Below are 13,120 nucleotides of genomic sequence, written 5' to 3'. Positions count from 1 at the left end.
TGTAAAAATTGAGTACCGAAATACGGAATTTTTAAAAAGTATTATTATATTTTTCATTTTTAATAATATCCATAAAATATTCTTCTAATGAATCGGTCTTGCTCAAAACAGTGTTTATATTTCCTTGCACAATTAACCTGCCCTTATTTATTATTCCTATCTTGCTACATAGTTTTTCTGCAACTTCTAAAACATGTGTAGAGAAGAATATTGCATTCCCGTTTTCTACTAATATTTTCATTTCTTTTTTTAAAAGATAACAAGCTTTTGGATCCAAGCCTACAAAGGGTTCATCCATTATTAATAATTTTGGTGAATGGATAAGGGCTGCAATAATTACAATTTTTTGTTTCATTCCGTGAGAATATGAAGATATTGTATTATCTAAAAATGAGCTCATTTCAAATATTTCACTGAATGATTTTGTTTTTTGTATCCGCTCATTTATAGATACTCTATACAAATCTGCTATAAAATTGATATATTGCCGCCCTGTAAGATATTCATATATATCGGGATTATCGGGTATATATGCGATATTTTTTTTAAATTCTACAGGATTATCTTTTATGGAAATTCCATTAACATATATTTCTCCTGTAAAATCATGAATTCCTACAATGGATTTAATTGTTGATGTTTTCCCGGAGCCGTTTGTCCCTATAAAACCATAAATATCGCCTTGAGAAACTTTTAAGTTTATATTATTTACTGCAATGCGGTTTTTATGATAGATTTTTGTTAAATTCTTAATTTCCAACATAGTTATTCTTTTAATTTAATTATAAAATTGCCAAGAAAATAACTAGGAAACTGATTATAATAGCAGATACCGGTATGATATAGTACTTCCATACATTTCCCTTTTGATTTTGAAATTTTATAAACCCGATAAGATTGATAAGAAGATATGCAAACGGTGCTCCGAATGTCAGATATACCTTTTCGATGGTGCCGTTTACATTTCCTGCTGAATCCCAGTGTACGGGAACCGTTTCCGGGAGTTTGTTTCCAAAGGCCATAAAAATAGCCGTTGCAGCTAAACATAATAAGCTTCCGATAATCAAATGCTTTTTGTTGGATAAATTACTCATACAATCTCCTTTCTTTATTCGTGCGGAGGGTTTAATACCCCCGACGCTCTGCGTCGTAACAAAGGGTATTAAAGCCGACTGCAACCACCTTATGAGAACAACATACCCCGATGCTCTGCATCAGGGTTGTTGATTTAAAAGTACTAGTGAATATATTAATGGAATAACATACAATAGGGAAAAGTACATTATTAGATATTCCCATCTTGCAGATACTCCAAAACTCAACAAAAGAATTCCTGTGACTATCCATAAAAATCCGGCAAGGCGATGGGTTTTATACCATAACACGGGTTTATCCAATAACCAAAAAAATTTTAAACCGACAAATCTGCTTGGTTTTGTTTTAGGCAAATAGTTTCCGATTATGATGATAATCATTGAGGCTAAGATATGAATATATTTTTCAATGCCGGAAGTGTTTGAATCTTTAAATATATATTTGCCGCTTTGAGCGATTGCAAATAATAGAGGAGTGCTTAAAACAATTGGAAGATAGAGCTTTTTAGGCAGTTTATTATTATTCGATAATTTATTTACTGCAATTTCCATTACAATGCTGAAAATAATTACTAATATAGGCAGTATATATAAATCATAATTTTTTATATTTTCATTTCCAATATTTATTATATAATAAATACTTGGAGAAAAACTTAGTAATGTAATAATCATATATAATATTTTTTTAGGCATTTTTCTTATCTCCTTTAAATTGTGACAGCCACATAATTGCTTCTTCAAAAATCGATATATTGATGTCGTAGTAAATAAAATTTTTATATTTTCTTTCAGTTACCAAATCAGCTTTTTTTAACAAGGATAGATGATATGAGATGGTGGAATTTGATAATTCATATTTATCGGCAATTTCACCTGCCGTAAGCGATTTTTCTTTTAAAGAAATCAAAATGTCTCTTCTTACAGGGTCTGCCAATGCTTTGAATGTACTTTCAAAACTCATCCTTGTTATACCTCTCAATCTATTTCGATTTTTATCTAAATAGATTATAATATGTGCAGGATGAAAAGTCAATAGCTATTTTGATTTTTTTCAAAATAGTTTTTAGAAATTTCCTTTAGTTAATGAGGTTTTTGCAGCATCAATGATATTAGTATTACCCAAACACAATCTTGGGCAGGGTTAGCAAAACCGTCTTATCGTTAAAGGTGTAGGATATTTGTTCGGATGTGTTTTCCAATATAAGCGCTTCCGGTTTGAGTTTGGAGGTAAGGGCAAAGTAGGCGGCAACTTCGGATAAACCTTTTTGAATGGGGAATTTTTCGGTCAGCTCTGCAAGAGAAAATTGAGTTCTTCCGTGTAAAAATTCGTTACGGAAGTTTGAGATATTTTTTTTAAGAAGATTTTCATCAACATAAAACTGATTGAATATTCCGCTTTGCCTCAAAAGTTCTGCCGATTCTTGTTCGGTAAAACTTGTAATAGGCTCAAAACTTTGCACTTGTTCGGGAAATTTTAAAGTGCGAGCTTGAGGAAAATATAAAAAGGGTTTTGTCTCAATTTGAAGAGGTTCGCTTAATTCAAAATCGCTGTCTGCCAACTCAAAGGCCTTTGTCTTTATAAATGAAATTAATTCTGTGAGAAGTTTGTGTTCTTGTCTTCCTTGAGAAAGAAGAACCCGATTTAACCGGTGCGTAAGGGAGCGGTTTGTATCTATTATTTTTCCGCCTGCTTCGTGAAGATATTGCTTTAAGTGAAAAAGAAAACCGTCTTCCCATTCTATGCCTTGATTTCTCACCTGTTCGATTATGTTTTCTGTCAAGCTGTTGATTTCATTTTTACCTGCATCGGCTGCGAGGAAGTCCCAAAAAGAATCAAAGCTTTGTCCCTGAGGTGTTTCTTTCATTTCCAAATATGCATCTAAGGCATAGCCGAGAACAGCTCCCTTTGTTTCACTTACAGATTGTTTTTTGTAAACATCCGAAAGAATTGATTTAAAATTTTCTTCGACTTGGCGGAAGTCCGATAAAAGTTCTCTTGAAGCTCTTGAAATTTCATGGAGGCGTTCAACCATTTGAACAGGCGTGTATATTTCGGCCTTACCGGTTTTTTTAATTCGGTTTATGCGGTCTTGTAATTCTTTTTTCTTTTTTTCCAAGTCGGCAATTTGAGAGGCCGGGTCATGGGTTGTGTTTTCAGAAAGCTCACGCAATTTAGATAAGATATCTTTAAAGCGTGATTCCGTTCCGATAAAGGTTCTTGAATCCATATTATCAAGCCATGTAAAAAGACGCTCGACTCCTGCACTTAATTCTATAATCAATTCTTGATTTTCGTTATAATATTTTCTGATAAATCCTATTTTTTCGGAGCACCATTTATTGGCTAAAAAATGAGAGCGGCTTTCGATGGTTTGCATTGCAAGCCGAAATTCTCCGATATCGGATTCTTCCGAATCAAAGTCATAATTAGTATTTGAGAATTCTTGGTCCCTCAAAAAATCTGCGAGCAGGGTTTCAAAGCGGTCAGCTGAAATTGTTTGAATATGCTTTTCTCTAAAAATCTTATATAAGAAGGAAATAGTAAGAGCTGCATTTTTTGTTCTTAAAAGTCTTAAGCCTGAATCTTCCGAAAGCATGGCCGATATATAAGCACTATCCGAACTTTTCATTTTTCCTCCTCATTTGCCTTGTTAAAAATTTCTTCCATACGGCTTTTGATAAAGGCATGAGATATTTTTTCTTGTTCAAGCCTTCCGGTTCTTTCTCGCAAAAACTTAAAAAGTATTAATTCCTCTTCATTAAGATTAAGGTCTTCAATTTTTGAGTGAGAATTTTCTCCCCTTACTGCAAAGATCGAAAAAGTTTCATAAGTTTTTTTATCCATGCAAAATGATTTTACATTTGGAAAAATGCCGCGTACATTTGAAAGTATTTCAAAGCCGTGTTCATCCATATCTCCGAAATAGTATAATTTTTTTTCGTTTAATGCTTTATTTTCTTTTAAGTTTACGGCAGCAAAACCTGAACCGAAAATGCAAAGAGCTTTGCTAAAAGGCGGAAGTGTAAGATAGACCATTAAATTTTCAACAATAAAAATATATTCTACGGAATTAAAATTTATTTTTGCAAAGGCACCTAAAGGAATTTGAGCTTCATAGCTTGTAATTTCTTCGTTTAGAATTTTTAAATTTATGTCTTTATCGAGGCAGCGGAATCTTATGAAGGGTTCGGGTGTGCAAACTCCCCACCTTTTATATATATCTGCATTTGAGTTTATCTTATCCTTATTTTTATTTAGGACTGTATAAACCGAAAAAATCAATGAAGTGTTTTGTTCTATAAATTTTGTGTGTACCGATAGAGGAATTTCTCTTAGATACAAATTACAATTAGGATTATTTAAAAACCAGATTGCACAACGAAAAATGTTTTGCCAATAATCGGCTTCAACCTCGGTAATAAGATTACGCAGATGTTTATTTAGCCAATCGTTTTGAATATCCTCGGCATTTAAATTTGAAAATTGTTTTTTAACAATGGAAAGATGCTTTTTAAAATTTTCAGTTTCTTTTTCTTTTCCTATAAAACTTATAAAATCAATTTCAGTTTCAAAATATATTTTTTCTATAATTGTCTGCATTCCTTGTTTATGAGTTTTAAGGGTTTTTGTTTCTACGGTATAGCCTATTCCCTTAGCATTCTTTGAGCCCTTATAAAGCTTTTCCGCTTCAAGTTTTCTCTCATCGAAGGCATCTTTTACGGAGCCCTTTGCAGACGGAATGAGCAGAGGAATCTTCATAGTATTGTTTTTGAGTATTATCGTTTTGGTAATATTCTATTGCCGCAAATATAAACCATTGGCGGACATCAAGAATTTTTTTCCGCCTTTGATCGTTCTCTTTTAAATATGAAATCAATGTTTTTATTTTTTTAAAATTCTCGAATTCGGAATCAGCTTCTTTATTAAATACGGAAGCGGAGTCGGGGATGGCGGCTAATAAGAGGCCTTGAAATTCTTTTATTTGAATATCATTTGTAAAACGGTGTTCCAGTTTTATATAGGTCGGAGGATTTTTACTGTAAGGGATTATCTTTAAACTTTTGTTAAGTTCTCCGATACCTTCAATAATTTGTTGTGTTCCTCCGTCTAAACGTGCTTTAAAGTCTGTAATATCTTGTTTTACGCTATCGTTAAATTTTCGTTTGAATTTTTTTAAGCAGGCAGGTAAATCATCATGGTTTAACCTTTCATAAAAGGCCTTAAAGTCGGGAAGGGCTGTCACTTCCGCTTGCAAATCCCGTACATCCGCACTCCATGAAGGAAACTTTATTTTTATTTCATCCTTAGCATTTGTAAGGGCCGACATCTTTTCGCGCAATCTTCTTTCCGTATTTTTTAAACTTTGTTCCGATTTTTCCGTTTCTTTTTCAAGGGTAGATGAAAAATTTTCTTTTGCCGTGTCGAGGATATCTAAGTTTTCAAACCCCTTGTTGATTTTAAAATATTTTTCAAAATTTAAAACCAAGGTTTCTATTTCTTCATTGTCTTTATTCGAATAGTGTTCGTTAAATTGAATTTGCATCCTTTCTTGTTTTAAGTTTATATCTGCAAGCTGCTGTTCCAGTCTTCCCTTTTCCTGTGTAAACGTGGAAAGTTCAGTCTCCTTTGACTGCCTTTCCTCTTTTAAAAGTTTGAGCCTTTCTTCAAGCTGATTGAGTTCCTTATCATCTTTTAATAGTTTAGCTTTTTCTTCATGGCTTGCATTAAGGGCTGCAGCATATTTTTGAACATCGATCTCATCCCAAATAGTAAGCTTAAATAAATTTTCCAAGATGATAAGCTTGTTCTTTATTTCGTCTTGTTTTATTTTATATTTATTTAATTTTTCGGTATTTTTTTCAATTTCGGTTTTAAGTTTATCCAATCTAAAGGAAAGTTCTCTTCGTTTTTGGATATTGTCCCAGCTTAAGACAAATGATTGAGTCCCGGAACGCTGAGGCCTGTCGTCTTTTTCATGCCTTATCTTTGCCTTAATTAAACCAGCTGAAGTGACAGCCTTAGCCGCATGATTAAATTCTTGCATATCATCGGTGCATATATAATCAAAGTTATCGGTTACATAGCTTTCGATCCAATCGGAAAGTTCATGCTTTCTGTTTATTTCAAGTTTGGAAATAAGGGAATTGCTTTGCAGTCTAAAATTTTTAAGCTGAGGTTTTTTATCCGTCTTTAAATAAACCAGTCTTCCTTTTAAATTATTTTTTGCGGCATAGGTATTTACCTTTGAATAAAGATTTTCCGGCACTAAAAGGCAGAGAGCAAAATGATGGAGGAGTTTTTCTATTGCCCCTTCCCAATGGGATTCGCTTTTTAATACTTGTAAAAGTTCTCCTGCAAAGGTAAGTTCCCGTTGGGAACAATTAATGCCTTCACAAATTTCATCCCGTATTCTGATATTTTGAGAGGGAATATTTGTATTCCGCTTGCTCAAAGATTCAAGTTCTTCGGTAAGTTCCGTAAGTTCATTTTTCGTGTCTTTGTTTAAAACATTAAGCTCAAGAATAGAATTAAATAAGATATTTTCTTTTTTTGTAAGTTCTTTTTTTAATTCCGGTAAAAGTTTTAAGTTTTCATTAAACTTTTTTTCCGTTTGGGGAGTTTCCAAAGAAAGAACTTCGGCGCAAAGCTCATAGTCCCATATTTTTTCTCTGCGTATTTTTAATTCACGTTCGTTAATATCTATTTTGTGTTCCACTGATGTAAGGCGTATCGAAGTAGAATTTTTTTGAATTGCCGATTTTACGGAGTCGAGATCGAAGTCTATCTTTTTTATTTCTTCTCCTATTAAAGTTGTCTTGTTTTCGATTATCAGTCTTTCTTGGTTTAAATCTATAATTTTTTTTTTCGATTAAGGCAAGAGCTGTTTTTAAGTACCAAAGTTGTAAGCTGTTTTTAATTTCTTTTAATTCTAAATCCTTCTTTTCGCAAAGTTCAAAGGTTTTGCCCGCTTCCAAAACTTCTTTTAAAAGCCGTATCTGTTCTTGTGCTTTTTCAATCTCGTTATAAATTTGTGAAAGCTCTTCATAATGTTTTACCAATCCTTCAAATTCGGCTTCGGTGTTTTTTCCCTCGAACATATGTGTCCGTATAAACTCGTTTAAGTTTCCTACTCCTTTTAAACCGACCGTTTGCGAAAAAAGATAGAGTGCCCTGTCGGAGCGTAAACCTGCAAGCTGCGAGAAAGCTTCGGAATAAGAAGAAAAATTATCACCGTAAAAAGCCGTATTGAATTTTTCGGCCATGATTTTTTTCCATTTACTGTGGGGTGTAAGGTCTACAACTTCTTTTTGAATATCTTCAATAGAAAGCCTTTTTCTTGTTATAGAATAAACCCTTTGCAAGGTACCTGCCTGAGAAAAAAATCTCATCTGCATGAGGGTTACAGGTCCCTGATCGTCTCCCAGAACAAAGCAGCCTAAAAGAATGGAAAAACACTTATCCTTTGAACGCAAGTTTTTGCCGTACTCGAAATAAATTCTTCATCCCTCTTGCTTCCGTAAGTACCGAGCACGTAGCTTGCCTCATCTCTTTCTTTTTTGCTTTCGGCTCCGGCAGATTGATTATAAAATCTCCGGCGGGGCGGAACAATGAGCGACAAAAAAGCATCGACTAAGGTGGTTTTTCCTGAGCCGTTTAAACCTGTAAGAAGGGAAGATTTTTTTCTGCATCTCATTGTGTAGATATTTGAATCTAAGATGCCCCAGTTATACACTTGAAAAAAATCCAAATAAAAGCCGCTTTTATTCTCTTCACTCATCAATTCAAATTGCATCATTTTTCTTCCCTATTATAATTTTCAAGCCGCTTTTTAAATTCGGATAAGAATTCGGTTGTGATTTTTGCCCTAAGAATTCTGCGTACTTCAAATTTTCTATCGATTAAATCGTCGCCGATTCTTCCGTTTTGGTCTTGATGCAGTTCTTTTAAAAAGCCTAAGTCTACTGCCTGATTCAAATATTTGGTAAATTCGTTATAGAGTTTTGTTTGATCGGTTTTTTCTTTAAAATAAACCGAGAGCATACTGCGGATTTCGCTTTCAGGTAAAACCAAAATAGAAGAATCGTTTTGAGAAATATCGAATTGTTCTAGGGCTTCCCGCAATAAAACACAGAGGAGGGACATTTCAAAGCTAAGTGGATAGCGGCGTATCAGCCTCACCGATTCTGGTGCACCTTCTTCGTCTTCTTTTTGTTCTAAAAAGGCATAGCCTTCGGCGGGTTAAAAGATGCAATTTTCCCTTGGTATTGAATCAAGAGTCTCCAAGAATCGGAGTCTCCTTCATTTTCATACAAGGGGCCTTGTAGAAGCTTTATACAGGGTGCCGCCCAAACCGCCGTCATTCCTACCTCCATAAAAAGTTTTTATATTATAGAAGATTTTTAAGAGATAGTTAAGTAGGCTGTTGGGCAGCAATTAACTTAAGTTTTATAAAGCCAGCTTTTCCAGATATGAAAATATTTTTGAAACGGCTTGTTTATTTTCCTCGGTCATGTTCATGGCTCTTTCTATTTCGCTTGAGATTAGGTCAGATTTTTGATTTATTTCGTTCATATTGCTGCTTATGCTTTTTGAAATGTCTACAAGTCTGCTCATTTCTTTTCCGGCTTCAGTATTTCCTATGACCATTTCTTCGGAGCCGCTTCTTACCTCAGAAGTGATTTGCATAATATTTTTTATAGCCTCAAGTATTTGCGAGCTTCCAAGATCTTGTTCATTCATGGCGTTCATGATTTCGTTGTTTCTATTGTTTACGAGATTTAGGATACGCATGACTTCAGTAAACTGTGTTTCACCCATCAAAGAGGATTTAGTAACCTCTTCTATTTGATTTTTTAATTCCATCAAAACTGTTGTTATAACCTTACCCTGAGTTCCGGACTCTTCTGCCAGTTTTCGTATTTCATCGGCAACAACGGCAAAGCCCTTTCCTGCTTCTCCCGCATGAGCGGCTTCAATGGCGGCATTCATCGCGAGCAGGTTTGTTTGACTTGCTATGTTTTGTATAACTGAAGTAGTTTCTAAAAGACCTTCCGATTTTTCACTTAAAGATTTTACAAATTCATTTGTTTCGGAAATTGATTTTCTTCCCTTTTCGGCTGCGATATTTAATTCTTCCATAGAGCCTAAATTGTTTTTTAGAACAGATGTGATGGACTTGATGTTTGCCGTCATTTCTTCGATGGCGGAAACAGATTCAGTTACAGCCGAAGATTGGCTTATGATATTTCTGTCAAGCTGTTCAAGATTTCTTGCAATTTGCTCCAATGTTGATTGTGTTTGCAAAACTCCCGATGATTGATTTTGGATACTGTCATTTATCGAAGAAATATTTCCCGTAATTTGATCTACAACATTTGAGGTTGTCATCATGTTTGACAAGAGTGTATGTGCTATGTCTTGAGATTTTTGGCCTGAGCTTTTTACATCATTAAAAAATTTTTTGTTAAAGTCCAAAAGTATATTAAAATCTTTTATTAAAAATGCCGCCTCATCTCTTGAGTCTGCTATAAGAAAATCTTGATTATATTTTCCTAAAGATAAATTCTTTATGGCATCTTGAAGACGTGAAATTTTATTTTTTGTAGAGATAGTAACCGTAACTATGTTAATTACTGAAAGCACCAATCCATAAGTAAAAATCGGCAGAACCTTTGTTAAAAGCTGGCTATAAATATTGCTTTCGCTTGTCCTCACTAACGGTGCTATTGTTAAACACGCTATCGATAAAATCGTTAAAATACTGACAATGGCAATTCTTCTCGTCATTGACATTTCCACATGCTGTTCATCTAAGGGTAAAAATGATGCCCATTTTTCCAGCTCTCTGGTCATAAAAGTGCTGAAAAATGTACTCATCAGAAACATGTTGCCCATCGTGATGCTCATATACGAAAGAAAAATTCTGGGTTGAGCTATTAGACCCGATTCTAATGATGTAAAAAAAGGCCCTAAAAGAACTATAGTAAGAGGAATGATAAAGGCTATCTTTGTGTAGAGAGAAAGGCTTTTTTGTGCTTTCTTTGTATCCTCTTTCCAGTTGATTATATTAGGCATTAAAAACTTCCATTTGATAATGGGATTAAAAGTTGAAGTTATCATTATAACTGCAAAAGCCTTTGTGCTTAGGATGTTCATTATGTTTCCTGAACTGCCTACAATACGGTTTGTTAAAATAGCGGATAAGATCCATCCCAAATTGGTTAATAAGTCAAATACCAGTATTTTTTTGGGCGGATTATAAATATCCATATCCATGTTTTTCATTGCATACTCCTTCTATATTTAAGACATTGATTATTACTGTATGGGTGCAAAAGGCAAAATTTGATTAGTTAAGAACAAACTCGATACAGTAAACATACCGGATTTAAGATATAAATAAATTTAAGTGAAATAGGTTACTTGTTAATAGGTTTTTCTTCATTTTTTTGCCATTTAGTTACTCCGGCTCTTAAAAGGCGGAATTCTCTTAGCAGCAATATAAAAATGGGAATTACGCTCACTATTTCGATTAGAAGTGTGCCGTAATAAATGCCCGAAACGCCTGCAAATATAGGAAGAATCAGCATGACGGGAAGATAAAATATGATCTGCTGCAAAATTCCCAATATTGCACTGATCTTTCCTTTGTTTACTGCAGGAAAAAAGGCGAGGGCAAAAAACACTAAGGGTATGACCGGCAGGAGGGCCATATAAATTCTAAAATATGAAATATTTTGAGTGCTTATACCGGTTGTTTTCATCATCAATGAAATTGCGGCTTGCGGAAAAGTCAGCATTAAAATCCAGAATGGAGCTATCAAAACAAGAGCTGCAAATACAAATTTTTTAAAGGCTTAAATAAGACGCTCTATCTTATCTGCTCCGAAGTTTATTCCTATTATGGGGGAGAGAGCAAACATAAAGCCTCCTAGCGGTTGCAATAGGAAAGAAAAAATACGTGTAACAATTCCATAGAATGCAATGTCTTCTTGTGATCCGTAGTGGTTTAATACATTTAAAACTAAAAGCATCTGAACTGTTCCCATAAACTGCATTATAAAACCTGCCAGCCCCATCGAAATAATCTTAGATATAATTTCTCCTTCAATTCTGATTGTAAATGCTGAAGCAGGATAATCAGTATTTTTCTTTGCAAAATAAACGGCTCCGATAACGGCCTGAACTGCCATGCCTATATTTGTTCCGGCGGCTGCTCCCTTTACGCCGAAATTAAATACAACCATTAATATGTAGTTTGCACATCCGTTTACAATTAAACTTATTCCCATAATTGCGGCAGCCGTTTTCATCTTGCCTTCCGATCGGATAAGGTTATTAAGAGCAATGGCGTATATCCAAATCGGTGTGCCCCATAAAAGTGTGCGGTAATATTCTCCGCCGTATATTAAGGCCTTGTCTCTTCCTCCCATTAAAAAAAAGAGTTTGTTCCGAAAATAGAAAACCTAAGGACATTACAATCACGCTGAGTATAAGCACTAAAAAATTGACATTACCTAAAATCTTTTTTTGAACCTTTATATCTTCCGCACCTATTGCAATACTTAAAAGAGTTCCGGCTCCTGATCCTACGAGAATTCCTAAACCTATTATTGTTATAATTGGAGGCATTGCGACCGAGATGCCTGCAAGACTTCCATCTTCGGCAAAATGACCTACGAAGATTCCGTCAAGCACATTGTTTGCTCCCAGTAAAATCATTGCAATAATTGCAGGCCATGCAAGATCGAAGATAACCTTCCACAAGTTTTCGTTCAATATAAATTCTTTTTGTTTTTCGTTTTCCATCAGTGTAAAATCCTTGCCTCGTATAATGCGTAATTTATCGCTATGTGTCAATAGGTTTTTGTTTATATTGGAATTATTGTTTGAATATTTTTTGTATTTTCAATGTAATTTTCTTTATTTTGGAATGTTTATAATAGTAAATGGAATGTTTTTATTTTGAGGAAAGATATGCGCAGTTTGGAAGAACATTGGAATGATTTGGAAAGGTTAGGCTTTACCCGTGCGGAGGATAGGGGAACTATAAGATATGAGGTGCCGCCTAAGTTGGGGAAGGGGGCGGTTACAATCTTAGGAGATTTTGATCGAGCCTTGGTATCGATTGCAGATTTGGAATTTTTTGAATCCATAACCTTATTAGAGAATGTAAACGAAAAAACCGTTTCTATCGGTCAGTTTTATGAAGGTGAGCTGGACATATATGAAAAAGATAGCTCCGAACTGTTGCCCTGCGAACACGGTCTTAATGCCTTTGTGAATAATGCTTATTTTTCGGGCTTTAAGCGTTTTAGTGCAGGTGTCCGCTTGGTAAATGTCGGCTTTGTTTTTAGGCAGTTATTTTTTGATGAGATGGAAGATAAAATCGGCTGCAAGCTGCCTGAAGATTTTTGGGAAACTTCCGCAAAGATTTTAAACCCCGGAGTGCTTTATGTTCCTCAAATTACCGAGATTTGTAATCAGGTAAAAGATTGCCGATTAGAAGGCATTGCTCTTAATATGTTTATTCGGGCAAAATGTCTTGAAGTCTTTTCAATTTTATTTGATTATGTTTATGCGAATAAAAAAAGTTCTGCCATTTATCTTTCCGATTCAGATATTAAGGTCCTAGACGAAGTTCGACGCGTTTTGGCTCTTGAAATAATTTCTCCGCCTTCGATAAAAGAGTTATCAAAACGCTTCGGTATAAATCAGCAAAAGCTGATGTTGGGCTTTAAAGAGCGTTACAATATGACGGTGTATTCTTATGTAAAAAGGCTCAAAATGGAAAAAGCCTTGCAGCTTTTGCAGGATAAAAATCTTTTGATTGGAGATATTGCCCGTCTTTCCGGCTATAAGGGAGAGGGGCATTTTCAACAAGTTTTTCGAGAAATTTACGGTCTTACACCTCATAAGATGCGAAAAGAATTATTTAAATAAAATCATTTTATTTTTTCTATTCATAATTCATTCTTGACAATAATTATCCAAAGTACTATAATCTTAAATGTTAGCTAAT

General features: G+C 34.5%; 16 protein-coding genes. 1 reads left to right on the top strand and 15 read right to left on the bottom strand.

Annotated elements, in window-relative coordinates; translation table 11 throughout:
- Positions 1-31 precede the first annotated feature (31 nt).
- The 15 genes from E4O00_RS10220 to E4O00_RS10150 form a co-directional block, all read right to left on the bottom strand.
- Entirely contained in the window at positions 32-763 is a 732-nt protein-coding gene (locus E4O00_RS10220) for an ABC transporter ATP-binding protein (protein WP_253677266.1), read from the bottom strand.
- Positions 764-782: 19 nt separating this feature from the next.
- The gene (locus E4O00_RS10215; protein WP_253677265.1) at positions 783-1,094 is read right to left on the bottom strand and encodes a DUF1648 domain-containing protein; all 312 of its coding nucleotides are present in this window, start codon (positions 1,092-1,094) and stop codon (positions 783-785) included.
- 120 nt (positions 1,095-1,214) lie between these two features.
- Complete coding sequence (locus E4O00_RS10210) at positions 1,215-1,790, bottom strand: SdpI family protein (protein ID WP_253677264.1); 576 nt, start codon at positions 1,788-1,790, stop codon at positions 1,215-1,217.
- Positions 1,783-2,058 (bottom strand): autorepressor SdpR family transcription factor, encoded by a 276-nt coding sequence (locus E4O00_RS10205; RefSeq protein ID WP_253677263.1) that lies wholly within the window; start codon positions 2,056-2,058, stop codon positions 1,783-1,785. The genes E4O00_RS10210 and E4O00_RS10205 overlap by 8 nt, the downstream gene beginning before the upstream one ends.
- Before the next feature lie 154 nt (positions 2,059-2,212).
- On the bottom strand, positions 2,213-3,727 hold the full coding sequence (locus E4O00_RS10200) for a DUF3375 family protein (RefSeq protein WP_253677262.1): 1,515 nt from the start codon (positions 3,725-3,727) through the stop codon (positions 2,213-2,215).
- Positions 3,724-4,857, bottom strand: a complete 1,134-nt coding sequence (locus tag E4O00_RS10195; protein WP_253677261.1) for a Wadjet anti-phage system protein JetD domain-containing protein — start codon at positions 4,855-4,857, stop codon at positions 3,724-3,726. The genes E4O00_RS10200 and E4O00_RS10195 overlap by 4 nt, the downstream gene beginning before the upstream one ends.
- Positions 4,799-6,814 carry a hypothetical protein gene (locus tag E4O00_RS10190; protein ID WP_253677260.1) on the bottom strand — a complete coding sequence of 672 codons (2,016 nt, stop codon included), beginning with the start codon at positions 6,812-6,814 and terminating at the stop codon, positions 4,799-4,801. The genes E4O00_RS10195 and E4O00_RS10190 overlap by 59 nt, the downstream gene beginning before the upstream one ends.
- Complete coding sequence (locus tag E4O00_RS10185; protein ID WP_253677259.1) at positions 6,792-7,571, bottom strand: hypothetical protein; 780 nt, start codon at positions 7,569-7,571, stop codon at positions 6,792-6,794. Before E4O00_RS10185 ends, E4O00_RS10190 begins: the two co-directional genes overlap by 23 nt.
- Positions 7,535-7,894 carry an ATP-binding protein gene (locus tag E4O00_RS10180; RefSeq protein ID WP_253677258.1) on the bottom strand — a complete coding sequence of 120 codons (360 nt, stop codon included), beginning with the start codon at positions 7,892-7,894 and terminating at the stop codon, positions 7,535-7,537. Before E4O00_RS10180 ends, E4O00_RS10185 begins: the two co-directional genes overlap by 37 nt.
- The gene (locus E4O00_RS10175; RefSeq protein WP_253677257.1) at positions 7,891-8,277 is read right to left on the bottom strand and encodes a DUF4194 domain-containing protein; all 387 of its coding nucleotides are present in this window, start codon (positions 8,275-8,277) and stop codon (positions 7,891-7,893) included. The genes E4O00_RS10180 and E4O00_RS10175 overlap by 4 nt, the downstream gene beginning before the upstream one ends.
- 35 nt (positions 8,278-8,312) lie before the next feature.
- The gene (locus tag E4O00_RS10170; protein WP_253677256.1) at positions 8,313-8,459 is read right to left on the bottom strand and encodes a hypothetical protein; all 147 of its coding nucleotides are present in this window, start codon (positions 8,457-8,459) and stop codon (positions 8,313-8,315) included.
- A gap of 85 nt (positions 8,460-8,544) precedes the next feature.
- Positions 8,545-10,383, bottom strand: a complete 1,839-nt coding sequence (locus E4O00_RS10165) for a methyl-accepting chemotaxis protein (protein ID WP_253677255.1) — start codon at positions 10,381-10,383, stop codon at positions 8,545-8,547.
- Between the two features lie 134 nt (positions 10,384-10,517).
- Positions 10,518-10,922, bottom strand: a complete 405-nt coding sequence (locus E4O00_RS10160) for an MATE family efflux transporter (RefSeq protein ID WP_253677254.1) — start codon at positions 10,920-10,922, stop codon at positions 10,518-10,520.
- A 33-nt stretch (positions 10,923-10,955) separates the two neighbouring features.
- The gene (locus tag E4O00_RS10155) at positions 10,956-11,531 is read right to left on the bottom strand and encodes an MATE family efflux transporter (protein ID WP_253677253.1); all 576 of its coding nucleotides are present in this window, start codon (positions 11,529-11,531) and stop codon (positions 10,956-10,958) included.
- A complete protein-coding gene (locus E4O00_RS10150; protein ID WP_253677252.1) occupies positions 11,437-11,907 on the bottom strand; it encodes an MATE family efflux transporter in 471 nt (156 codons plus the stop codon). Before E4O00_RS10150 ends, E4O00_RS10155 begins: the two co-directional genes overlap by 95 nt.
- Positions 11,908-12,075: 168 nt before the next feature.
- On the opposite strand from E4O00_RS10150, the gene E4O00_RS10145 reads away from it, so the two are divergent.
- Positions 12,076-13,041, top strand: coding sequence for a helix-turn-helix transcriptional regulator (locus E4O00_RS10145; RefSeq protein WP_253677251.1), 966 nt, complete (start codon positions 12,076-12,078; stop codon positions 13,039-13,041).
- Positions 13,042-13,120 lie beyond the last annotated feature (79 nt).

It is taken from the genome of Treponema sp. OMZ 788, assembly GCF_024181245.1.
Taxonomy (GTDB): Bacteria; Spirochaetota; Spirochaetia; order Treponematales; family Treponemataceae; genus Treponema_B.
Note: the sequence above shows the minus strand (reverse complement) of the source record. Positions and strands in the feature narration are given on the sequence as shown.